Here is a 23,670-nt window from a genome sequence, read left to right on the forward strand (position 1 = left end):
GGGAACCAATCAGCATCACAGCCAATCTTAAGAAATCTCAGAGCGAAAGTCTTCGTCGCCAGCAGCGCCGCCGCCCTCGTTCTGTGATCCGGCTTATAGACCCTAGCCCTTTTCTAAGTCAACAAGCATTTTTCGACATTTTCAATTTTTTTGCGGACAACCATTTTCCGCCAGCAATCGGACGGCAGCTGCACCGGATTACACACACGTGGAGATCATTGTGTCCCGCATGAAAGTCTGCCTATGCTGGTCGCAACCACGATGGTGGGCAGATCCAACAGACCATATATGTCAGTCGCCTTCGATTTTGATATCGCCATCATCGGCGCGGGAGCAGCCGGTATCGGAGCCGCCCGCCGTCTATCCAGCAGCGGCCTTTCAATCCTGATGATAGAGGCCTTGCCGCGGTCCGGCGGACGCGCCTGCACGGTGCATTCCAGCGCCGGCCCTCTCGATCTTGGGTGCGGCTGGCTTCATTCGGCGGATCGCAATCCATGGGCTGCTCTGGCCGGTGAGCTCGGATTTTCGGTCGACCGGCATCCCTCTGCGTGGGGTCGGCAGTTCGAGGACCGTGGTTTTTCCATTCAGGATCACATGGCAGCATCGGATGCCTTCCGGAGCTGGAACGAGCGCCTGCGACGGCTGGGTCCTGGCCATGATCGTGCCTCCGATGCGCTCGTTCCTGACAATAGATGGAACTCCTATCTGCAGGCGCTCAGCCGTTATATCTCCGGCGATGAACTGGAGCGTATTTCGGCGGAAGACTATCTTGCCTATGACGATGCATCCACCGACTGCAATTGGCGAGTGCGAGGTGGCTACGGGCAGATGCACGTCCGCCCTTCCCGATACTGTCGATCTGCGGCTTGGCGTTTCTCCCGAACGGCTGGAGCTGACCAGTGGCGGTGTTCGCCTGTCTACATCGGGCGGAAAGTTCACGGCCCACGCGGCAATCTTGACCGTGTCGTCGCATGTGCTGGCCAGCGGCACCATCGACTTGCCTGTCGTACTCGATGACTGGCGCCATGCGGCATCCCTGCTGCCACTCGGCAACAATGAGAAGCTGTTCCTGGAAATCGTCGGGCCGAGCCCCTTCCTGGCAGAGACCCATGTGATTGGCGATCCCAGCGATCCGGAGACCGGCAGCTACTACATCATGCCGTTGGGGATGGCGGTGATAGAATGCTTCCTTGGCGGCGCCGGTGCCCGCAGTGCTGCCTCGATGGGGCCCGAGGCAGCGTTCGCGAGAGCCGTCGAGCAGCTCGCCGCGCTCTTCGGCACATCCGTCCGCTCCTGCCTCAAGCCACTCGTCGCATCGAACTGGGCTGGCACGGCATCGATCGGCGGTGGCTACAGCCACGCGCTGCCGGGGCACGCAGCAGCTCGGCAAGGGCTGGCGCGGTCTTATGACGACAGGGTGTTCTTTGCGGGGGAAGCAACGCACAAGACCGATTTCTCGACCGCACACGGCGCCTATGTCACCGGTCTCCGCGCCGCCGAGGAGGTTTTGGCGGCCCTGCGGAGTGCTTGACAGGAATGGCCGGATGATCTTAGGAACCGGGCACGGTAATGGATTCTGCCGGGCCGTGGTGGCCGAACCGCTTGCTTGCAAGCTGATGACTCCTACTCGTGAGAACGCCTGGCTAGGCGTCAAGGAGTAGGACTGTGCGCAAATTTCATCTCGTTTCCAGAATATCGTGGCTCCGGCTTGGGTTTATCCTTTCGCCGCTTCTCCGCCTCTGCAGGTGGATTGGCTTGACCGTGCCGATGGCTGTTGTCGTCGGATCTCTTGTAGCCTTCTTCCTGTGGTCACTCGATGAAGCGACCGCTTTGCGCTTTGCATTTCCCTGGCTAATCTATCTGATGCCGGCGGCGGGCTTTGCGATGGTCTATTTATACCAGCGTTTCGGCGGAACGTCCGACGGGGGAAACAATCTGATTGTCGACCAGATCCATGAGCCCGGGGGTGGCGTTCCCCTTCGCATGGCGCCCTTCATCCTTGTCGCAACGGTCCTGACGCATCTGGTCGGCGGATCCGCCGGCCGGGAAGGTACAGCCGTACAAATCGGCGGCAGCCTGGCGGGCGCATTCGCACGTCTCTTCCGCCTCAAGGCGGGCGAAGTGCGGATACTGCTGATGACGGGAATTGCAGCCGGTTTCGGCGCCGTGTTTGGAACTCCGATCGCCGGAGCGATCTTCGCCCTTGAGGTGCTGGCGATCGGCCGCATCCAGTATGAGGCGCTCGTGCCCGCGCTGGTGGCCGCGATCACCGCCGACTGGGTTTGTCAGGCCTGGGGCATCACTCACACGCAGTATGTGATCAGCTATGCCGGTGCCGTGATGGGAGGAGTGTCCGCCCATGTTCAACCGCTGCTGCTGCTCAAGGTCGCCCTCGCCGGTGCTATCTTTGGTCTGGCTGCCCACATGTTTGCCGAGGCATCACATCGCCTCTCCTCGTTCTGGAAGGCCACCCTGCCCTATCCGCCAATGCGGCCGGTGGTCGCCGCGATGATATTGCTTGCGCTCACCGCTTTTGTCGGCACCCAGTATCTCGGCCTTGGTGTCTGGTCGGCAAATCCCGGCGACGCGACAATTGCCGGCTTTTTTCGTCCCGATCACGCCGATTACACCAGTTGGCTCTGGAAAGCGCTGTTCACGATCCTGACGCTGAGTGCGGGATTCAAGGGTGGCGAGGTCACGCCGCTATTCTTCATCGGAGCAGCGCTGGGCAACGCTCTCGCGAACATCCTTGGGGCACCGGTGGACTTGTTCGCGGGCCTTGGGTTCGTGGCTGTCTTCGCGGGCGCCACCAACACTCCGCTTGCCTGCATATTCATGGGTATCGAGCTCTTCGGCGCGACGAACGCGCTTTACATCGCTGTGGCGTGTTTCGTCGCATATCTCTGCAGCGGCCACTCGGGCATTTATCTTTCCCAACGCGTCGGCGTGCCCAAATCCGCCGCTTCACCGATCCCCTCCGGCACAGCGTTGCGCCATGTTCGCGCGCTGCAGAAGGAACCGGTTGTCGATCGCTCGCAGTAGCGATCCCTGCCACATTTCGAGCCAAATATTGCGCCCACTGATCGTTGGGGACAAACCGCGCGACGCTATTGATCGCCGCGCGGAGGTCGAACACACTCTGCTAAATTGAGGAGCGCTCAGATATGCAGCAGGGCTTGGCGACGATCACCATATCGGACGAGCGACTGAGCGAGCATGTGGCATTCGAAATCGAGGATCAGACGGGGCTCCTGTTTGCCCGACAAGAGCTCCTTCTCCGCGCCAAGAATGCAAAGAACGTGCGTCTGTCGCTTCTGACTGCCCGTTGCGAGCATTTGATCCGCATCGGCAATATCGATTCAAGCTGCGCGAATTTCTCGATTGTCCGCGATCTCTGACTGAAGGTTGGGCTGCCGGTCGTTGACGCGTTCGTCGATGCTGGAGCGTTCTATCGATATAGCTTGCGAGCCAGCCGGACTACAGGCAATCTGAAGCGATGAACGCCGGGAGGCCTGCGGGACGGGGCATGAACAGGATGTCTTTGGCGATCGCGTTGTCGCCATTCACCAACGAGCGACTTTCAGGATGAGCGGCGCCTCCATCCTGTCCGGAGAGATGGGGTTTGCGGCTCTCCTGCGCCGCGAATGGCTCCTGCCTGTGTCCTTAGCAACGGCGGTGATCTTTTTTCTGTTCGGCGATACGCTGTTCGATCACCTCTCAAGTCCAGTCTGGTTCGCTGCAATCTTCGTTGGTCTCTTCGGCGTTGTTCTGGCGTCGGCACTTTCGGTGGTCCGCCACGCCGATCGCCTCGCCGAACGGCTGAAAGAACCCTACGGGACGCTGATCCTCACCCTGACGATCACGTCGATAGAGGTCATGGCCATCTCCGCGGTCATGACGCATGGTGAGAACAACCCGACGCTCGCGCGCGACACACTCTTTGCCGTCGTGATGATCATTCTGAACGGCATGGTGGGGCTCTCGCTGTTGCTCGGCGCCTGGCGGCGCCCCGAGCAGCAGCATAATCTGCAGGGCGCGAATGCCTATCTAGGCCTGATCGTCCCGATGGCGACCTTGAGCCTTGTCATGCCAACTTTTCTGGCAGGGCCGGACGGGCAGCATCCGGCGGCTCCGCGCCAGCTGATCCTCGGCATCATATCCGTCGGGCTTTACGTCACCTTCCTGCTGCTTCAGGCGGGACGCCACCGCCATTTCTTCGCGGAAGAAGGCGACGCGGAGGCTCAGCACGAAATCCAGCCTCGGCCGCGCGGTGAAGTACTACCCCACACCATCCTGCTCTTTGCCTACATGGCACCCGTCGTCTTTCTCGTGGAACAGCTCGCCCACCCGATCGACTACGTTATCGAGACGCTAAACGCGCCAACGGCCTTCGGCGGCGTCGTGATGGCTGTGCTGGTGGCGACGCCCGAAGCCGTCAGTGCGGTGCGCGCTTCGGTCGCCAATCACCTTCAGCGGGCAATCAACATCTTTCTCGGCTCGGTGCTGTCGACCATCGGCCTGACCGTTCCGGCGATGCTGGCGATCAGCCACATTATCGGAAACCCGGTGACACTCGGGCTCGAGCATGAAAACCTGGTCATGCTGCTGCTGACCCTCGCGGTCAGCATCATCACCTTTTCCAGTGGCCGCACGCATCTGCTGCAGGGTGCCGTGCACCTTGTATTGTTCCTGGCCTATGTGCTCCTGCTTTTCCAGCAATGAACCCCACGAAGCGCTTCCCTTGGTGGGCAGCTCAATTGCGTACTAGCGAGCTATTGCAATTTCTAGCAAGGGCGCGGCATAGTAGCACATGCCTTGAGCTATCGCGGACCGGGGGGTCAATGCCGGGGCGCGCATGAAGACTGGTGCTCGTGAACCGCCGAGGTAGCAGCAATGCATGTGAGTCTACATCAAGGTCCGCTGCTTTTTCTGGCGTTCCTTCTTACGGCCGGGCTCTTCGGCTGCGACGGAAACAACAATACCTATGTCCCTCCACCGCCGCAGGCCGTTCGGATCGCACAGCCTGTCGTAGAGCCGATTACGCTTTATTTCGAGCTCACCGGGAACACCGCGCCGCTGAACGCGGTCGACATCGAAGCGCGCGTCCAGGGCTATGTCGAAACCATCAGCTATCAGGATGGAACGCCGGTCACCAAGGGCACCAAGCTCTTTGGCATAGAACCCGATACCTATCAGGCCCAGGTCGATCAGGCGAAGGCTTCGTTGGCGTCGCAGAAGGCTTCCCAGGTCGGCGCCCAGCAGGAGTATGAGCGGCAGCTCAATCTTATGAAACAGCAGGTCACGACGCAGACCGCCGTCGACAGCGCCAAGGCAACGCTGGATGAGGCGAACGCCGCAATCCTGAATGCGCAAGCAAACCTCGAGCTCGCGACCATCAATCTCGGCTACACCGAGGTCACGGCGCCGTTCGACGGCATAGTCACGAACCATCTCGTGGATATCGGCGCTCTCGTCGGCGTCTCCGGTCCGACCAAGCTTGCAAGCATCGTCCAGTCCGATCCGCTATACGCTTACTTCAATGTCAGCGAGACGCAGGTGTTGATGATCAAGCAGGCCCTGGCGAAGCAGGGTCGAACGTTCAAGCAGACCGATCTGCCGACCATTCCCGCCGAGCTCGGCTTGCAGACGGAAGAGGGATATCCGCACAAGGGCCACCTCGACTATGTTTCCCCGCAGCTCGACGCATCGACCGGTACGCTGCAGGTCCGCGCTCTTTTCGAGAACAAGGATCGGATGATGCTTCCCGGTCTTTTCGTCCGCATCCGCGTTCCTGTCGGCCACAATGACAAGGCGCTGCTCGTGAAAGACGATGCGATCGGAACGAACCAGCAGGGAAGTTATGTCCTCGTTGTCGGAAACGACAACGTCGTTGCGCAAAGGCAGGTCAAGACGGGGCAGCAAGAGGGTCCGCTTCGCGTCATTGAAACGGGGCTGGAAGCGACCGACTGGGTTATCACCGAGGGCATTCAGCAGGCGGTTCCGGGCGCGAAGGTGGCGCCGGAGAAATCGCAGATGAGCACCGCGCCTGCAGGCACCGCCAACGATGCCAAGCCCACGGTTACCACGCAATGAACTCACTGGAACGCGCTATCTGAACCTCTAAGGACAATAGCATGATCTCGCGCTTTTTTATCGAGAGACCCGTCCTTGCCAACGTGCTGGCGCTGGTTTTCGTTCTGGTGGGCGCCGTTGCTCTGTTCAATCTCCCTGTCGCCCAATATCCGAACGTCGTTCCTCCGACGGTACAGGTGACGACCCGGTTCCCGGGCGCCAGCGCGAAGACCCTGGTGGATACCGTCGCCCTGCCCATCGAGCAGCAGGTCAACGGCGTCCAGGACATGATCTACATGCAGTCTACCAGCGCCAGTGACGGGACCTACTCGCTCACGGTGACCTTCGCGATCGGAACCGATCCCGATCAAGCGCAGGTGCTGGTGCAGAATCGCGTGGCGATTGCTCTCTCGTCATTGCCGGAAGCTGTGCAGCTGCAAGGGGTGACCACACAGAAGAAGTCGACGGCGATCCTCGGCTTCGTCAGCCTGACATCCGATGATGGTCGTTATGATAGTCTGTTCCTGTCGAATTATGCCGTCATCAATCTGCAAAACGAGCTAGCGCGATTGCCGGGGGTCGGCAACGTCAACGTCTTTGGCGCCGGCCAGTATGCGATGCGCATCTGGATGGATCCCAATCTCCTGCAGGCGCGAGGCCTGACGCCGCAGGATATCGTCAACGCCGTGCAGCAGCAGAGCCAGGAGGTCACGGCCGGGCAAGTCGGCATTCCGCCCGTCCCCAAGGGACAGACCTTCCAATATACCCTGAATGTCAATGGCAGGCTTAACGAGGCCGCGGATTACGAGAACATCATCGTCAAGGTCGACGGGGCAAATGGCGGCCGCGTGACGCGGATTCGCGACATCGGGCGGGTCGAACTCGGCGCGCAGACCTATAGCCAGACCTTCATGCAGAACGGCCAGCCCGCGGCGGGGATCGGGATATATCAATTGCCGGAAGCAAACGCGATTGCCGTTGCGCAGTCTGTCAAGATCAAGATGGCGGAACTGGCAAAGAGCTTTCCCCAAGGGCTGCAGTACCACATCCCGTTCGACACGACGAAGTTCGTGGAGGCGTCGATCGATGAGGTCTATGTCACGCTGATCGAGGCCGGCGTCCTCGTTCTCATCGTCATTCTGGTCTTTCTGCAGGATTGGCGAGCAATGCTCGTCCCCGCGACCACGGTTCCAGTGACGATCATTGGTGCTTTCGCGGCCATGGCAGCGCTCGGGTTTACGGTCAATCTTTCGACCCTGTTTGCGATCGTGCTTGCGATCGGCATCGTCGTCGACGACGCCATCGTCATCGTCGAAGGTGTTGCCCGGCACATCGAAGCCGGCATGTCCGGCAGGCAGGCGGCTGAGAAAGCCATGGAGGAACTGCTCGGCCCGGTGATCGGCATCACCCTGGTATTGATGGCCGTGTTCATTCCCGCGGCCTTCCTGCCAGGTTTGACGGGGCAACTTTATCGCCAGTTCGCGCTTGTGATCGCCGCGACCGCCCTGATAAGCGCGATCAACGCGGTCACGCTGAAGCCGACGCAATGCGCCCTCTGGCTCCGGCCGCCGGTTCCGCCTGAGAAACGCAACTTTCTCTATCGCGGCTTCAACGCCGGCTACGACCGCGCTGAGCACGGCTACACCCGGCTCATTTCCGGGATGACGCACCACAGCGGTCTGATGGTCGTGATCGCCTGCCTCCTGATGGGTCTGGCAGCCTGGGGGCTCACCCGTCTGCCGACCGCATTTCTGCCGATCGAAGATCAGGGGTATGTGCTGATCGGAGCGCAATTGCCTGACGGCTCCTCCAAGGAGCGGACCGATGCCGTGATGCAGCAGGTCGGGAAGATCGCCGAGGCGACACCGGGCGTCGACCAGGTGCTGACGATCAGTGGTATTTCGGTGCTTGATAACAATGCCAGCCTTCAGAACGCAGGTGTTGCCTATGTCGTTCTCAAGGATTGGGACGAGCGCGGGAAAGTCAAAGGACAGAATCTACTGTCGATCTACGAGCATCTGCATAATCAACTGCAGGGCGTCTTGAACGCCAAGACGCTCGTCATCGTTCCGCCACCGATCCAGGGCGTCGGCAACGCCAGCGGTTTCACGATGCAGATCGAGCTCCGAAACGGCATCGCCGATTATCCGCTGTTGCAGTCGCTCGCCGACTCTATCGTCAACAGCGGCAATGCTCAATCGTCGCTGCAGCGGCTCAGCACCTCGTTTCGATCGAACGTGCCGCAGCTTGAAATCGTGGTCGATCGGATCAAGGCGGAGACGTTGGGTGTGACGGTCGGTCAGGTCTTCTCGGCTCTTTCGGGTTATGTCGGATCGACCTATGTCACGCAGTTCAACAAGTTCGGGCGTACCTTCCAGGTCTATGCACAAGCCGCATCCGACTTCCGGGTCCGTCCTGACGATATCCGCAATCTGAAAGTCAGAGCCGGCGACGGAACAATGGTGCCCCTTGGCACGGTGGTCTCCATCACGGCAATGCAGGGGCCTTCGCTGATCAGCCTCTACAATCTCTATCCGACCGCCACGATTGTCGGTGGACCGGGCGCAGGCTTCAGTTCAGGCCAGGCGCTCGATGTCATGGAGCAGATTGCCGACAAGACGCTGCCCTCAGGCACCGGCTTTGACTGGACTGCCCTTTCCTTCCAGGAAAAGGCCGTCGGCACGCAAATCTACTTTATCTTCGCGCTCGCCATGCTGCTGGTCTATTTCGTGCTTGCCGGTCAATATGAAAGCTGGATTCTGCCCTTCGCGGTGATCCTTGCGGTACCATTGGCGCTTCTCGGCACGGTGGGCGCGCTAATGGCGGCGGGCGTCGCGAACAATCTTTATACGCAGATCGGGCTTATTCTTCTGATCGCCCTGTCGGCGAAAAACGCCATCCTGATCGTGGAATATGCGCGCGAGAAGCGTGAACAGGGCATGGCAATCCTGGACGCCGCCGTCGAAGCCGCGCGGCTTCGATTCCGGCCGATCCTGATGACGTCCTTCGCCTTCATCCTCGGCGTCCTGCCGCTGGTTCTGGCAAGCGGCGCCGGCGCATCGGCCCGCAAATCGATCGGCATCTCTGTCTTCAGCGGAATGATCGCCTCGACCTGCCTCGCCGTATTGTTCGTGCCGTCATTCTACGTCGTGCTGCAGCGCATCGAAGAATACAGAAGGCGCCGCGGAGCATCCACGGCGCCGATCGATGATGAGATGCCTAAGGCGCAGCCCTAGGCCGCTACTGCACGATAACCTGCACGTAGACGCCTCCGCTCTTGGCGTAATAGAGCGACCCGCAGCGATAGTAATAGCCGCCGTAATAGGGGCCGTAGAGGCAGCCGGGCGGCAACACGGCAATGGTCGTTGCCGTTCGCCTGACCACCCGGCGGGTCGTCCTGCGGGCAACGCCCGCGTAGGAGAGAGGCGTCAGCGGTCGCCCGATGACGGCTCCGGCCGGCGTCGCGAAGCCGAGCGACAGCGGAAAGATGCCCTGCCTTTCAATCTCGACATCCGAAAACGTCAGGACCCCGGCCAGACCGACTGCGAAGATGATCTTTCTTGAGTTCATTGCTCCCCTCCCGTACCGGTCGGCGCCGGCAACTCGTCGATGGATTCCATTTCGCTGAGATCTACCTTCTTGGCGCTCGCCGGAATCTCGATGTTGTAGGATACGCTGGCGACGTCGGAGCCACTCTTGAAATCGTTGATCTCAAGCGTGTACTCGGGCGCCTGCACCACATGTTTGCTGGTGATCACATAGCGGCGCGGGATCGGTTTCGGGCCTGCCTCGATCCATATCTGCCAATCGACCTCGGGAGTGCGGAATGCCAGATAGTCACATTCGATGCCATTCACGAATGCGCTGGATATGTGCTTGGCTTCCGTGACGTCGGTGATCAACTGATCGTAAACATCCGACGACAGGAGATCGGCGCCCGGCGCTTCGATGCCGGCATTCGTCATGCGGTCGATCAGTTCGTCGAGCGTGCCCTTTCCATCTATTTTGGCATAGGCGTCGAGGTTTTTGCCATGAACCGTCAGCGCCGAACCATCGAAGCTGACATCCAGGTCGGCATATCCACCGGTCCGAGACAGCCGCAGTTTATCGGGCCGCGTCAGGGTCGCCTTGCCGGAACTGACAAACTGCAGCTTTTCGAAATCCGGCGTGACGGCTTCGAGCGATGACTGATAGTCGAAGGACATCGTCTTCTGTTGCGCGAGAAAATCGGACATCTTCTTCAGCAGGGCCTTGGCATCGTCCGCCCAGGCCGAGGTCGGTATGACAAGACTGGAAATAATCGAGGTGAAGATCAGTACTCGCCTCAGTCGCAGAGGTATCGATGACATGACGATGCCTTTCCTTGATCCGTCATAGATTTTGATGGAAGGCGCGGTGGTCTTACGCTCGACGATCGCGCCGGCAGTTGACGCTATAGGCCAGAAGTCAGAACGCGATGGCATCCGGGCGAGACGCGCTGGATGTTATCGCGCAGGCACGCGATGCCCCGCCCGCCGCCGAGCGGCACCATCCGGCAGAGTGAACGAAAGTCCGGCCCGCAGGCGTCGCGAAGGATAACGACCTCTTCTCGCGGCGAAAACGTTGGCATCGCCATTTTCGGTGTCGCCGGAGCCGTTGCGGCATTGGCGCTCGGCGCCGCGATCGAACCTGTTGTCGTCGAGATGGCGCTGACTGCCTGCTGGCATGGAGCCGAAAGCTTGGCGCTTTGCTGCTGCAGGCAGGACAGAGCGTGTTGTCCGCCGGGCTGGACACCCGGGCATTGGGCCATAAAGTCCCGCTGGCAAGCCGACTTGACGGCATTGCGCTGTGCCTGTGTGGGCTGGACGGAGGTGCTTTGTGGCGCGGCGGGCGCGGGCGGCGCAGCGGCAGTGTCGCCCGTTTGCGTTGGCTGGGCGGAGGAGGATTTCGGCTTGGTGCTGATTGCCGAGACGGCCTTCTTGCATGCCGGCGCCAGGGTCGCATCGTGCTGTTGCAAACAGGTCAACGCCTCGATACCGCCCGGCTGAACCCCGGAACATTTCGCGATAAAATCAGAGCGGCAGGCGGACCGGATCGCATTGCGCTGCTCGTCCGTCGGAGCCTGCGCGGCAGCGCCGAACGCGAAGAGACATGCGACCCCAATGCCATAAAGCAAACTTAGCCGAAGCAAAGCGAAGCGCTGGCGGGTGCTTCCCGCGAATGGAATTCGGTTTTGCATGATCCCCCCAAAGGACTTTGTCTGAACAAGCGGTGTGAGAACTGGTTCTCTACTTTGTCGAGAAAATTGCGTTGCTGCGCGAAATGCGGTGCCGAGTGAAACGCCGGGATACACAAGCAATATTAGCATTAAATAATTTATGACGCTAGAAACAACTGCAGCTAGTACGGATTAAACCCACGACGGGACCTGCTGTGCGGACAAGAAGAGGAACAAATTATCGAGGAGGGTGTTGTTGTCGCGCCAAACGCAGGATGGGGCTTTCATGACGCGACAATCAGCATACGAAATCGAAGCCGGCGACTTTACGACCTTGGGCGCCACGCCGACCGAGGACGGCGTCAACTTCGCCCTCTTCAGCGCGCATGCGGAACGCGTCGAGCTCTGCCTTTTCGATGAGAACGGCGGTCGGGAAGAGCGTATCCTCCTGCCGGAGTACACCAACGAAATCTGGCACGGCCACGTGCGCGGTCTCAAACCCGGGGCGCTCTACGGCTACCGCGTTCATGGACCTTACGATCCCGAACGCGGGCACCGCTTCAATCCCAACAAGCTGCTGATCGACCCCTATGCCCGGGAGATCGTCGGTGAGGTCAAATGGGGGCAGGCGACGTTCGGGTATGACATCGAGCACGAGGAAAAGGATCTGTCCTTCGACGAAAGCGACAGCGCTTCCTCCATGCCGAAATGCAGGGTTATCGATCCCTCGCGCTTGATCGACAAGCCGGAGGCGAAGCCGGGAACGCCGTGGCCCCGGACCATATTCTACGAAGCGCATGTGAAAGGCATGACGCAATTGCACCCGGCAATTCCCGAGCAACTGCGCGGGACGTTCGAGGGATTGGGTCATCGCAAGATCGTCGACTATGTGAAAGCGCTCGGAGTAAGCTCTATCGAGCTGCTTCCGGTCCATTACTTCCCCGACGACCCTCATCTGCTCGACAAGGGGCTCAAGAACTACTGGGGATACAACACGATTGGCTTCTTTGCCCCGGCGACACGCTACTACGGACCCAACGGACTTGCCGGCTTCCGCGACATGGTCCGCGCCTTCCACGATGCGGGCATCGAAGTCATCCTCGACGTTGTCTATAATCATACGGCGGAAGGAAACGAGCTCGGACCAACGCTGTCCTTCAAGGGGATCGACAACTTCTCCTACTATCGGACGCTGGCGGACCAATCGCGCTACTATGTCAACGACACCGGTACCGGCAATACCGTGAACACCTCGCATCCGCGAGTCCTGCAGATGATCACGGATTCCCTGCGCTACTGGGCAGAGGTGATGAACATCGACGGTTTTCGCTTCGATCTCGGCACCATCCTCGGCCGGGAGCCCGAAGGCTTCGATCAACGGGGCGGCTTCTTCGACGCCGTTGGCCAGGATCCGGTACTCTCCCGCCTGAAACTCATCGGCGAACCGTGGGACATCGGCCCGGGCGGATATCAGGTCGGCGGCTTTCCGCCGGGCTGGGCGGAATGGAACGACAAGTACCGCGATACGATGCGTGACTACTGGAAGGACGAGGACGGCACGGCCGGCGACTTTGCCGCGCGGGTGCTTGGTTCCGGCGACATCTACGATCTTCGCGGGCGCAGACCGTGGGCAAGCGTGAACTTCGTCACGGCGCATGACGGCTTCACCCTGAACGACCTTGTTTCCTATGACGAGAAACACAACGAGGCCAACGGCGAGGAGAACAAGGACGGCCACGACCATAACCGGAGCTTCAACTATGGCGCCGAAGGTCCGACCGATGACGAGACGATCAACGAAATCAGGGAGCGCCAGAAACGCAATCTGCTGGCGACGCTTCTACTCTCGCACGGCGTGCCGATGCTCCTTGCAGGAGACGAATTGGGCCGCAGCCAGATGGGCAACAATAACGGCTATTGCCAGGATGACGAACTGAGCTGGTTGCACTGGCAGGACCTGCCGGAAAGCGCAAAAAAGCTTTCCGATTTCACGCGTCGACTGATCGATGTTCGCCAGGCTCAACCACTCCTTCGGCGCGAAAACTGGCGCGACGGAATGGTGATCCGTTGGCTTAATCCGACCGGTGGCGAACAGACGGAAGAGCATTGGCAGGACGAGGGAAGCACCACGCTCGGCCTTCATCTGTTCTACGAAGAGCCGCGGGAAAATGCCGAGCATTGGAGCGAAGCCCTGCTCCTGTTCAATCCTCATGACGGCGAAGTCGCGTTTCACCTCCCGCAACACGCGGGCGGACCTTGGAAGATCGAACTGACGACCGCGGATCCCGACGCCGTGCCAGGCGGCATCCATGACGCCGCGGACTATACGCTGCGAGCGCGAAGCCTGGTGCTGTTGCGGCCCGCAGGACGAGATTGAAAGCGAGCGCGATCCGACACTATCGCAACAGAAAACCACGAATTGTGGAACAATGACACCGCCCCTCGGTTTTCCATGCGAAAGGGAGGCCAGGAGATGAGCAAAACACCTTCGTTAGAACTTGCCGAGGAGTACATTCGGCTTGGCGGCCGGCGTCGATCCAAGATCGACGACAATATCGTGAGCACTCGGCTGTGGGAAGAGGAGACGCCTGAGGCACAAGCCTTCTGGCGCCAGCATATCGAGTCGCTCGATGAAAAACACAGGCAGCAGGTCGAGGTTCATCTCCCATCGATCTCGGACGTTTAGCGCCACTTGCCGCCCCCCATCGAAGCCGCCGGTGCAATGCGCCGGCAAGAGGTTCCCATGGACAAGAAATGGATAAAGCCGCTTTCCTATGCACTGCCGCAGACCGGCGACTTCAAGACGATCGGCAGCGTCGGTGAGGCAATGGTGGCGTTGCGGAGCAACTGGCCCGTGGTCGCCGGCCGACAGCTGCGCGAAGCGCGCAAAATCTGCATCGAAGTTCTCGAGGGAAAACGACCGGCAGCTGAGGCCCGCCGCGCATTTATTGCCGCCGCCGTCGAGGCTCATGTGTTCGTAAAAGAGAAGTAGGGCCGGTTCTGTCCGCGGAAGGCAAAAGGTTGCCTTCGCTGACATCGGCCTATGTTTGATCCAGTAACCCTTTGAAGAGAGAGTGGAAAGGAAGATGAAATGAGACCGATCGCGATCTTGCTTGTTGTCACTGGCATAGCTGCCGCCAGCGGCTGCACCCCCACAGAGAAGGGCGCCGGCATTGGAGCAGCTACCGGAGCCGTCGTTGGCGGCGTTGCAACCGGCAACGTCCGGGGGGCCGCAGTTGGCGCAGCCGTCGGTGGTGTTGCAGGCGCTGTGATTGGCAACGTCGCCGATCAGCCCGGGCAGTGCTATTACCGGGATCAATATGGACGCCAATACGTGGCAGCCTGCCCGCGATAGGGCCGCATTTCGGCAGATGGCATCCGTGTCATCTGCCCCCACCAAGACGGAAAACTGAAATGCTGATCGGTGAACAGATTGTGGCTGCAAGGGCCTTGCTCCGATGGGACCGCGACGAGCTTGCCGATGCATCCGGCGTGCCGGCTTCCGTGATTGAAGCGTTGGAAGCGTCAAAGGAAGATGTTGCCGCCTTAGGCCAAGGACGCATCCTGCTCGATGCGATCGAGGCGGCTGGGGTGATGGTCTTTGATTAAGGCCCAGTCGACGGCGGCCCCGGCGTAAGAATGCTGCGCCGCCCCTCCTCCGCCATCGACACCAACACCACCCAAACCGTCCAATACAGCGAATATCTCGAGAACGATGCGCCTCCGGGGGCTGGCGGCTGAGCGCTCAGTCACGCGCCTGCGCCATTCCTGCACCCCTGCATCTTTCGGAACCAACTCGGCTCGCGGCAGTTTCGCTAGCGCCGCCCGATAACCCCTGCGGAAGCGCAGCCAGCCGAGGGATGTTCCATGCCTATTCCGACCGCGACCTATAGGCTGCAATTTCGCAATGGGATGACTTTTTCGGACGCGGCCGCCTCGGTCCCCTACTTGAAGTCACTTGGCGTCAGCCATCTCTATGCCTCGCCTATTTTTGCCGCCACAAGCGGGTCAACGCACGGCTATGACATCATCGATCCCAACAGCGTGGATCCCGCAATAGGAGGCCGGGAAGGCTTTGATCAGCTGGTCGCTGCCCTGAAGTCATCAGGCTTGCAACTCATCCTCGACATCGTCCCGAACCACATGGCTGCCTCGCTGGAGAGCCCGTGGTGGGAAAGCGTCCTGCAACTTGGAAAAGCCAGTCCTCATGCCTCCTTCTTCGATATCGACTGGACGAGGCGTATCACCCTTCCCGTGCTCGACAGGCCCTTCGAGGAAGCGGTGGCCAGTGGCCTGATCGGGCTTGCACGCCACCAGGCGACGGGCGAACCTCGTCTCGCCTACTACGATCAGCTTTATCCGCTCGATCCGCAGAGCATCGCCGGAATAGAACGTCTCGCCGGAGACGAGCAGCCCCGGGGAAGGCTTTCGGCCGACGCCTCCTTCCTTAGCGCGCTTCACCAGAGCCAGCATTGGCAACTGATCGACTGGAAGGATGCCGCAACGGATTTGAGTTATCGGCGGTTCTTCGAAGTCACAGGCCTCGTCGGAATGCGCGTCGAGGATCAGGAGGTCTTCGACCGCACTCATCGTCCGATTATCGACCTCGTGAAGTCTGGCTGCGTGCAGGGACTTCGAATAGACCACATCGACGGGCTGGCCGATCCGGCAGGTTATCTTGCCAAATTGCGCGCGGCTGTCGGCGAAGAAACCTACATCTTGGTCGAGAAGATCGTTGCGCGTGATGAACATCTGCCCGCCAATTGGCCGGTCGCAGGCACGACCGGCTATGAGGTGATTGCAAGCCTCGGGCCGCTGTTCATCGATAGAGATGGTCTGGACGCGCTTCATGTCGCCTATCGGGCAGTTGCGCCGGACCAAGCCGATTTCGCGGCGGTCTTGCACAAGGCCAAACACAAGATGGTGCGGCAGAACTTTGCCGGCGAGCGCGCCAGGCTAGGCGAATTGGCGAGCACTGCATTACCGGACATTCCGCGCGAAACGCTGGACCGTGCCATCACGGACATTCTTGTCGCTTTTCCGGTTTACCGAACCTATGGCACGACAGGCAGCCTTGAGGGAAATGACCGCGATCTGTTGGAAACGGTAGTCGCCAAGGCCAGCGAGGTTTCCGATGCACCTGATGTTATCAATAGCATTGGGCGCATCCTCCTCGACCCCGGCGTCGAAGTCGCAACAGAACTGCGCCGTCGCCTGCAACAGCTGACAGGACCAGTGATCGCCAAGGCGATGGAGGACACCGCCTTCTATCGTTACAACAGGCTGCTCGCCCTCAACGAGGTGGGCTGCGATCCCGACATCGTCGGCGACGCACTTCACGACTTCCATGAGGCGATGCAAAACCGCGCCCGGAAACAGCCCCATGGCCTCACGACCACCGCCACACATGACACCAAACGCGGCGAGGATGCCCGCGCACGCCTATACGGACTGACGGAGCATGCCGAAGAATGGATCGCCGGGTTTCAGCGCTGGCAGAAAATCAACCGGCAATTTGTCTCGGGGAAGGCGGATCGCCCCTTGCCTGACACCAACACCCAATGGATGCTCTATCAGGCACTGGCGGGGGCCTGGCCCGAATATCCGGACACGATCGACGACAGCTTTCGCGACCGGTTCAAAGCCTATGCGGAAAAGGCCATTCGCGAAGCGAAGACCCACACCGACTGGGGTAGACCAGACGAACCGTACGAAACCGCTGTCCTGGATTTCACCGCCGGTCTGCTGAGCGACGAGAACGCGACGTTCCGGGCGGATTTTCAGGATCTGATAACGGTTCTGATCACAGCAGGACACCTGAACAGCCTCTCCCAGACGTTGGTCAAACTGACAATTCCCGGCGTCCCTGATATTTATCAAGGATCCGAGCAGGCCGATCTCAGCCTCGTCGATCCCGACAACCGTCGGCCGGTCGACTTTCAACAGCTTCAGACGGATCTCCAGACACAGTCAACAGGCGATCGTTCCCCGTGGCAGCGCAAGCAGATGATGATTGCGACGATACTGGCACTACGTCAGGATCGTCGTGAGCTGTTTTCGCGCGGGAGCTACCAGCCGCTCGCTGTCAGTGGCCCCCGACGCGACAAAATCGTCGCGTTCGTTCGCCAAGATCGCACACAGTTCAGCATTACTGTCGCACCGCGACTGCTTTCCGGCCACGTCGATCCGACGACGCTGAAAACCGCGCCTGGCTTCTGGGCTGATACACGCATCGATCTGCCACCCGCGGTCGCGGGACGACGCCGTGATTTCCTCAGCGATTCCGGCATTGTCGAAGGGCGCACGATCGATTTGGACGCGCTGCTCCAGGTACAGCCCTACGCTTTGCTGATCTCGGCCGATTGACTCAAGCTGGCGTCTGCCTCGCTGCTGAATGCGCAGCAGACATACCAAGGCGGCATGATGTCGCCGGATTGGTGCGTGCACCAGATCACCGTGCCGAATTGCGGTGGTTTCGTCGGGATGGTTTCGCCGGACAGATTGGCAACAAGGCACAACCGCGTCCCATCGCCGAGCTCCCAATCGATGTCGATGAACTCGGTCGAGCGGGCGAAATTCCCGCCTGATGAGATGGCGGACAGGCGCGGGATAATATGATCTCGACGCAATGTTATCAGACGGCGGTATAGTTCGAGATGCTCGCGGTGAATACCGCGACTGGCTATTTCCCAATCCAGTTTGGCGTCGAGGAAGGTCGAGGCAGCCGTCGGATCGGGAAGCTTTTCGGCATTCTCCTCGTCGAAGCCTGGAAGCCGGTGCAATTCCTCCCGCCTTCCCTTGCGCACGGCCGCGTTCAGCTGCTCGTCGAAGTCGCAGAAGTAGGGAAAATCGGCCTCGCTCTTCCACTCCTCGCCCATGAAGATCATCGGGATTTGCGGCGAAAGGAGGTAGATACCGGTGATCGCCTCCAAGGCCGGTTGCGCAGCAATCTTGTGAATGCGGTCGCCAAAGGCGCGATTGCCAACCTGATCATGGTTCTGAATGAAGGCAATGAATGCCGTCGGCGGCAGATGCGCACTCGGCTCGCCCCGCGGTTCTCCTCTGTAGGGCATTTCCTCGCCCTGGAAAACAAAACCTTGCGCGATGGCGCGCGCGACCGCGCTCGGAGCGCACGAATAATCGGCGTAGTAGCCGAACGCCTCGCCTGTCGCCGCTCTGTGCAATACATGATGGATGTCGTCGTTCCACTGGGCGGTATAGAGGTTTGGGCGTCCTTCTCCATCTCTTTCGAGAAGCGCGGAGCTGTTATCTTCATTCTCCACGATCAAACGGCAGTGCCGACCGGGCGTGGCGTGCTTGACCGCCCGCGCGATCGTCGCGAGCATATGCTCGTCGCTGTCGTCCCTGATGGCATGCACAGCATCCAGCCTGAGCCCGTCGGCGCGAAATTCCTGCAGCCAGTAAAGCGCGTTCTCGACGAAGAACCGCCGGATCATGCCGGAATGTTCGCCATCATAGTTGATGGCAGCGCCCCAAGGGGTCTTGTGGTCCCGATTGAATAGCGGCGCATAGGACGGCAGGTAATTTCCTTGAGGACCAAAGTGATTGTAGACGACGTCGAGGAATACCGACATTCGCCGGCGGTGAGCAGCATCGATGAAACCCTTGAGATCCTCCGGGCGCCCATAGCTGCTATCGGGCGCATAAGGCAGGACGCCGTCGTACCCCCAACCGCGCCGACCGGGGAAATCGTTGATCGGCATCAGCTGGATCGCCGTGATCCCCAGATCCCTCAGGTAATCGAGACGCTCGGTCGCGGCTGCCAGCGTGCCTTCTTCAGTGAAGGCGCCGACGTGCAGTTCGTAAATGACCGTTTCATTCCACGGACGCCCGCGCCATTCATCGTGCTGGAAGACATGGCGGCTGCCATCGACGACTTCACTCGGGCCATGGACATCGTCGGGTTGATAGCGTGAGGCCGGGTCCGGGACCTGCTGACCATCCTCCGATATGAAACGATAGCGCGTGCCGTGCCCGGCGCTCTCCGCGAGAAGCGTAAACCAACCACCGTCTTCACTGGCCATCGTCGTTGCAGGCCCATCATCGATCGTGATGGCGACCTTCCTTTGCAGCGGCGCCCACAAGCGAAAGCGGACACCGTGATCCGTGAACTGAGGACCGAAACTGAACATGTGGAAGAACCCCAAACGGCATTCTTCTCAGAACTTCGCTCGAAGGCGCGATGTTCCATCCGCTGGTGCCGATTTGGTGGATCTCCTCGAGAAACAACCCGCTGAAACCATCGGCGCAACAGGAAAACTCACGCGGCGGAACCAACTCTCCGCCGTGGAGTTTCCCGCGTCATGGATCAGCTATCGACGGACCGTTACCAGCTTAGAGCAGCGCAGCCCGATAACGGGACAGCCGACGTCGTCTACAGTCCCCAGATCGAAGAAGGAATTAGCCGAAAGGCTGGAAAGCGGGGCTTTCTCTACTACGGCCCTGACGGACAGCGTATCCGCGACCGGTCCGAAATCGAGCGCCTGAATGCGCTTGCGATCCCTCCCGCCTATACCGACGTCCGCATCAACGCCAATCCCCTGGGACATCTGCAGGCGACTGGCATCGATGCGCGCGGACGTAAACAATATCGGTATCATCCCGACTGGCTGGCTGAACGCGAGCGCGCCAAGTTCGAGCGCCTTGTCGAGTTCGGAGATCGGTTGCCGGCGATCCGGGAACGAGTCGATAGCGACCTGACGGCAAAAGGTCTTTCGATGAACAAGGCCGTGGCAACGGTCGTCTGGATGCTCGACAAACTCTACATTCGCGTGGGAAATCAGGCCTACGCCGAAGCCAATGGTTCGTTTGGCCTGACCACCCTGCGACGCCGACACCTAAAAATTGATGGCTCCACTGTCCGCTTCCGTTTCAAGGGAAAATCGGGAAAGGAGTGGAATCTCGCCCACGCCGATCGCCGCATCGCCGGCGTTATCCGCAGGCTGCACGACCTGCCTGGGCAGCATTTGTTCAAATATCTTGGACCCGATGGAGAATACCGACAGATCCTGTCGCAGGATGTCAACGCCTACATCCGTGAGGCTGCCGGTGAAGATTTCAGTTCGAAGCAATTCAGAACATGGGGAGCGACATGCATGGCGGCAGCGGCTCTCGCTCCCGTGGTTGTTGGAAACTCCCAACGGCAGATCGCCTTGCAGATCAATGCAGCAATCGATGCAGTCGCAGCCAAGCTCGTCAATACGCGAGCCGTCTGCCGCTCCTCTTACATTCACCCGGCGGTATTCGATGACTTCCGCGCCGGTCGGCTGTCGGACCTCGCCAGCATGCGGCCATCCAGAAGCAAGCGGCTCACCACCTGGATGGATGATGAGGAGATCCGGACGTTGCGGTGGCTGAAGACCAGGCTCGCAACCTGAATAGGTGGACCAAGCTACAGACCGCGCTCAGAGGAACGCGGTCTGTAGGGAAACTCAATGTACGATCGGCTTTGAAGTCGAAGCTCGGCGTGACTTGGTCGATTTATCGGAGGCAATGGCTGCTTTTGCCGTCTTCTTATCCTTGTCGTCACGCGGCTTGGTTGTTGCAGGCTTGGCTGTCTTGGCTTCCGCTGCGCCCTGGCTCCGCCGGGCCTTCTTGGGCGGCGCGCCTTCCGCTGCGATTTCCTCGAAGGCCTTCAGCCAGTGTTTCATGTCTTCGCCCTGGGGACGCCCTTCCCGCTCCCAGATTTCATAAGCCCGCTGACGAATTTTCTCTTCGTGTTCGCTCATGGTTCTCGTGCCGTTGTTGGTGTGGGGACGAACAGTAAGTGTGGTGGATTTTTCAGGAAACAAGAGGCGGCGGCGCAAGCGATGACATCGGCTTTGCCCTTCTATTTCAGGCACCGGAGGGAACGAGAGGCTTCTTCACGCGTTAGGGGGAACGCATGGATGGCTCGGGGGAAGACGAGATAGATAATGAAAGAATTTTCCGGCGATCGCCGCATTCACGAAGCACCTAATGACCACGGGTTTCAAGAAGGGGCGATCGAGTACGAAATCGATCCTCCTTCGATCATCCGACCAGGCTATAACAGCTGGAAGACTGGAACGGTTTCCAAGGCATCATTTCTAATAGACGGCGCGGCCTATTTCAGAGCGCTGGATCACGCATTGCGGCTCGCCCGACAGACGATCTGGATCGTCGGATGGGATTTCAACCCTGATATCAGGCTCAGACCACGCGAAAGCTCCGAAACGCTCGGCGAATTGTTGCTGACCTTGACAGAGGACAACCCTGATCTCCGCGTCCGGATCTTGGTTTGGGGCATGGGACCAGTTTACTCCGGCAAGTCACTGAGGCTCTTCAACCACCCGCAGTTTTCCGACCACCCGCAGATCAGCATGCATTTTGATCTTCGCCATCCGCTCCGCGGATGCCATCACCAAAAGCTCGTGGCGATCGATGACAAGCTGGCATTCCTTGGCGGCATCGACCTGACCGCGAGACGCTGGGACGAACCTGACCACGCCCCGCGCAATAGCTTCAGACGATCCCCCGACGGCACCCCTTATGATCCGGTGCATGACATTCAACTGCTCGTTTCAGGCGAGGCGGCGACTTTCGTTGATGACGTCGCGAGACGCCGCTGGAAAAGGGCAACCGGCCAGCAAGTTCCGGTGACCGAAAGCTCCGATCCGGTCTGGCCAGCCATGGTGGCGCCCCATATAGCCGACGCTCGGGTGGGTATCGCGCTTACGGAGCCGGGCCTGATCGGACGACGCGGCCGCCATGAAGGCATCCGCCTGACGCGCGCAGCCATCCAGTCTGCACGACACAGTATCTACATCGAAACACAGTATCTGGCATCGTTCGGTGTCGCGCGCTCGATCGCGCAGCGCTTGCGCGAACCCGATGGCCCGGAGATCGTCGTTCTGGTGACGAAAAGCTCGCACGGCTTTATCGAGAAGCTCACTATGGGTAGCAATCGCGACCGCGTTATCCGGCGATTGAAACGCTTGGATCGTCACGACCGGCTGCGTGTGATGTATGCCGTGGCTCCCGACGGCAACGGCGGCTCCCAGGAAATTGTCGTCCATTCCAAGCTTGTTATCATTGACGACCGGTTCATCAGAATAGGCTCTTCCAACCTGAACAATCGTTCGGAGGGGCTTGATACCGAGTGTGATCTGGCAATCGAGGCGTCCTGTACGGCCCATCGCGATGCGATTGCAGCTGTTCGCTACCAGCTTATGGCGGAACATCTCGACACCACGCCGCAGGCGGTGCAGCAGGCGCAGTCTTCGGCAGGTTCGATGATCAAGGCGATTGACAGCCTCAACCGTTCATTGCGTGGGCTACGCCCCTTCTCGGTCGATCTTGCTAACGGGGAAACAACGCCGGTGATAGGAACGACCATCGTCGACCCGCATCGCCCGTATCATCCCCTAAGGCGATTGCGGTTGCGCCTCGCGTCGCTCATGCGAGGTTTGGTCGGCGGCGGAGCGTTGCCGCCTACGCAGGAAAATCTCGCTAAGAGCGAATGACACCAGCCCGAACAGAAGCGGGATCACGAAGTAGATCACGCGGAAGGCAACCAGCGCGCCAATGGAAGCGCTTGGAATCAAGGCGGTCACGGTTGCCTCGAGAACGCCAAGCCCCCCGGGGACGTGGGTAAGCAGCACCGCGACATTCGCCAGCACGAAAGCGGTCGCGGTCTCCATGAAATCTGCATCGGCGCCCAAGAGCTGCTGCAGGCATGCTGCGACTGCCATGAAGTTGAGCGTGCCGACGACAATCTGGCCGACCGCAAGCGGGAACGACGGCATCTTGAAGCGCCACCGCCACACCGCAAGCGGCGCGCGGATCATAAGCGTCATCAGCAAATAGCACCCGATCGCTACCAGGCAACCAACACCAAGCGCGACCACGCCCGCCGCTGGCAACCCGATGAGCGCCGCGGCGGCCTGCGAATTTGAGACGAAGACAATTCCGCAGAGCGATGCGAGACCAATCCCGACCGTTGCACCACAGAAGACGATAACGCGTGCAACCTCTTCGCCGCTCAGTCCCCAGCGCGAATAGTAGCGATAGCGCACGGCGCCGCTGCTCAGTGCAGCGAAACCGAGATTGTGGCCGATCGAGAGGCCGGTAAAGGAGGCAAGCGCCGCTTTTGGATAGCTCAACGGTCGGCCGGCATAGCGCAGCCCCATCCAGTCGAAGACCGTCAGACAGAGGTAGGACATTGCCGCGAAGGCAAGACCGGCTGAAAGACGAGATTCGGACAATCTTTCCACCGAAGCCCTGATCTCTGCTAAGGAGTATCGGCTGAAAACGCGGTAGAGAAGGTATGCAGCCAAAACCAGACCCAACAATAGCACCGCGTTTAAAAGCAACTTCTTCGCCGACATGAACAATCCCGTTTTCGCAGACATGATGTGGTC

21 protein-coding genes, 1 pseudogene and 1 riboswitch are annotated in these 23,670 nt (G+C 59.8%); of the genes and pseudogenes, 16 read left to right on the forward strand and 6 right to left on the reverse strand.

What is annotated here, in order from left to right:
• From ASE04_RS31365 to ASE04_RS21090, 8 genes and pseudogenes are all read left to right on the forward strand, one after another.
• The coding region (locus ASE04_RS31365; RefSeq protein WP_210172102.1) for a hypothetical protein at positions 1 to 233 on the forward strand (233 nt) is incomplete at its 5' end.
• 55 nt (positions 234 to 288) lie between these two features.
• Positions 289 to 921: pseudogene (locus ASE04_RS32275) on the forward strand (FAD-dependent oxidoreductase); the annotation flags it as partial.
• On the forward strand, positions 815 to 1,531 hold the full coding sequence (locus ASE04_RS32280) for a flavin monoamine oxidase family protein (protein WP_443216901.1): 717 nt from the start codon (positions 815 to 817) through the stop codon (positions 1,529 to 1,531). The pseudogene ASE04_RS32275 and the gene ASE04_RS32280, both read left to right, overlap by 107 nt.
• Positions 1,532 to 1,556: 25 nt before the next feature.
• Positions 1,557 to 1,633, forward strand: a riboswitch (Fluoride riboswitch).
• 128 nt (positions 1,634 to 1,761) lie between these two features.
• Positions 1,762 to 3,042, forward strand: a complete 1,281-nt coding sequence (locus ASE04_RS21070; RefSeq protein ID WP_338012497.1) for a voltage-gated chloride channel family protein — start codon at positions 1,762 to 1,764, stop codon at positions 3,040 to 3,042.
• Between the two features lie 122 nt (positions 3,043 to 3,164).
• Positions 3,165 to 3,398 (forward strand): hypothetical protein, encoded by a 234-nt coding sequence (locus tag ASE04_RS21075; protein WP_056821550.1) that lies wholly within the window; start codon positions 3,165 to 3,167, stop codon positions 3,396 to 3,398.
• 187 nt (positions 3,399 to 3,585) lie between these two features.
• Positions 3,586 to 4,722, forward strand: coding sequence for a calcium:proton antiporter (locus ASE04_RS21080; RefSeq protein ID WP_056821557.1), 1,137 nt, complete (start codon positions 3,586 to 3,588; stop codon positions 4,720 to 4,722).
• A gap of 171 nt (positions 4,723 to 4,893) precedes the next feature.
• Complete coding sequence (locus ASE04_RS21085) at positions 4,894 to 6,093, forward strand: efflux RND transporter periplasmic adaptor subunit (RefSeq protein ID WP_056821563.1); 1,200 nt, start codon at positions 4,894 to 4,896, stop codon at positions 6,091 to 6,093.
• A 41-nt stretch (positions 6,094 to 6,134) separates the two neighbouring features.
• Entirely contained in the window at positions 6,135 to 9,308 is a 3,174-nt protein-coding gene (locus ASE04_RS21090; RefSeq protein WP_056821568.1) for an efflux RND transporter permease subunit, read from the forward strand.
• A 4-nt stretch (positions 9,309 to 9,312) separates the two neighbouring features.
• Here the strand turns inward: ASE04_RS21090 and ASE04_RS21095 are convergent, their stop codons facing one another.
• The 3 genes from ASE04_RS21095 to ASE04_RS21105 form a co-directional block, all read right to left on the reverse strand.
• On the reverse strand, positions 9,313 to 9,642 hold the full coding sequence (locus ASE04_RS21095) for a hypothetical protein (RefSeq protein WP_056821576.1): 330 nt from the start codon (positions 9,640 to 9,642) through the stop codon (positions 9,313 to 9,315).
• Positions 9,639 to 10,421 (reverse strand): DUF2092 domain-containing protein, encoded by a 783-nt coding sequence (locus ASE04_RS21100; RefSeq protein ID WP_056821582.1) that lies wholly within the window; start codon positions 10,419 to 10,421, stop codon positions 9,639 to 9,641. The genes ASE04_RS21095 and ASE04_RS21100 overlap by 4 nt, the downstream gene beginning before the upstream one ends.
• Before the next feature lie 83 nt (positions 10,422 to 10,504).
• Positions 10,505 to 11,290: a hypothetical protein gene (locus tag ASE04_RS21105; RefSeq protein ID WP_244490466.1), complete on the reverse strand. Its 786-nt coding sequence runs from the start codon at positions 11,288 to 11,290 to the stop codon at positions 10,505 to 10,507.
• Positions 11,291 to 11,555: 265 nt separating this feature from the next.
• On the opposite strand from ASE04_RS21105, the gene glgX reads away from it, so the two are divergent.
• The 6 genes from glgX to treY all read left to right on the forward strand — a co-directional run bounded on the left by glgX (position 11,556) and on the right by treY (position 17,635).
• Positions 11,556 to 13,646, forward strand: coding sequence for a glycogen debranching protein GlgX (glgX, locus tag ASE04_RS21110; RefSeq protein ID WP_056822616.1), 2,091 nt, complete (start codon positions 11,556 to 11,558; stop codon positions 13,644 to 13,646).
• Between the two features lie 96 nt (positions 13,647 to 13,742).
• The gene (locus tag ASE04_RS30290) at positions 13,743 to 13,955 is read left to right on the forward strand and encodes a hypothetical protein (RefSeq protein WP_082597420.1); all 213 of its coding nucleotides are present in this window, start codon (positions 13,743 to 13,745) and stop codon (positions 13,953 to 13,955) included.
• A 57-nt stretch (positions 13,956 to 14,012) separates the two neighbouring features.
• Entirely contained in the window at positions 14,013 to 14,261 is a 249-nt protein-coding gene (locus ASE04_RS21115) for a DUF982 domain-containing protein (RefSeq protein ID WP_056821588.1), read from the forward strand.
• A gap of 99 nt (positions 14,262 to 14,360) precedes the next feature.
• Complete coding sequence (locus tag ASE04_RS21120; protein ID WP_056821590.1) at positions 14,361 to 14,624, forward strand: glycine zipper domain-containing protein; 264 nt, start codon at positions 14,361 to 14,363, stop codon at positions 14,622 to 14,624.
• Positions 14,625 to 14,683: 59 nt separating this feature from the next.
• Complete coding sequence (locus ASE04_RS32075; protein WP_056821592.1) at positions 14,684 to 14,878, forward strand: hypothetical protein; 195 nt, start codon at positions 14,684 to 14,686, stop codon at positions 14,876 to 14,878.
• Between the two features lie 258 nt (positions 14,879 to 15,136).
• Positions 15,137 to 17,635, forward strand: a complete 2,499-nt coding sequence (gene treY, locus ASE04_RS21130; RefSeq protein ID WP_056821594.1) for a malto-oligosyltrehalose synthase — start codon at positions 15,137 to 15,139, stop codon at positions 17,633 to 17,635.
• On the opposite strand, the gene treZ is transcribed toward treY, so the two are convergent.
• On the reverse strand, positions 17,608 to 19,422 hold the full coding sequence (gene treZ, locus ASE04_RS21135) for a malto-oligosyltrehalose trehalohydrolase (RefSeq protein ID WP_056821596.1): 1,815 nt from the start codon (positions 19,420 to 19,422) through the stop codon (positions 17,608 to 17,610). The genes treY and treZ overlap by 28 nt on opposite strands.
• 171 nt (positions 19,423 to 19,593) lie before the next feature.
• Between treZ and ASE04_RS21140 the strand changes: the two genes are divergently transcribed.
• Positions 19,594 to 20,667: a DNA topoisomerase IB gene (locus ASE04_RS21140; RefSeq protein WP_056821599.1), complete on the forward strand. Its 1,074-nt coding sequence runs from the start codon at positions 19,594 to 19,596 to the stop codon at positions 20,665 to 20,667.
• A 54-nt stretch (positions 20,668 to 20,721) separates the two neighbouring features.
• Here the strand turns inward: ASE04_RS21140 and ASE04_RS30300 are convergent, their stop codons facing one another.
• The gene (locus ASE04_RS30300) at positions 20,722 to 21,096 is read right to left on the reverse strand and encodes a DUF2934 domain-containing protein (RefSeq protein ID WP_338012496.1); all 375 of its coding nucleotides are present in this window, start codon (positions 21,094 to 21,096) and stop codon (positions 20,722 to 20,724) included.
• 108 nt (positions 21,097 to 21,204) lie between these two features.
• On the opposite strand from ASE04_RS30300, the gene ASE04_RS21150 reads away from it, so the two are divergent.
• Positions 21,205 to 22,773 carry a phospholipase D-like domain-containing protein gene (locus ASE04_RS21150; protein WP_056821601.1) on the forward strand — a complete coding sequence of 523 codons (1,569 nt, stop codon included), beginning with the start codon at positions 21,205 to 21,207 and terminating at the stop codon, positions 22,771 to 22,773.
• Here the strand turns inward: ASE04_RS21150 and ASE04_RS21155 are convergent.
• Complete coding sequence (locus ASE04_RS21155) at positions 22,675 to 23,637, reverse strand: lysylphosphatidylglycerol synthase domain-containing protein (RefSeq protein ID WP_056822619.1); 963 nt, start codon at positions 23,635 to 23,637, stop codon at positions 22,675 to 22,677. The genes ASE04_RS21150 and ASE04_RS21155 overlap by 99 nt on opposite strands.
• Positions 23,638 to 23,670 lie beyond the last annotated feature (33 nt).

The sequence above is a fragment of the Rhizobium sp. Root708 genome, assembly GCF_001429725.1.
Lineage (GTDB): Bacteria > Pseudomonadota > Alphaproteobacteria > Rhizobiales > Rhizobiaceae > Rhizobium.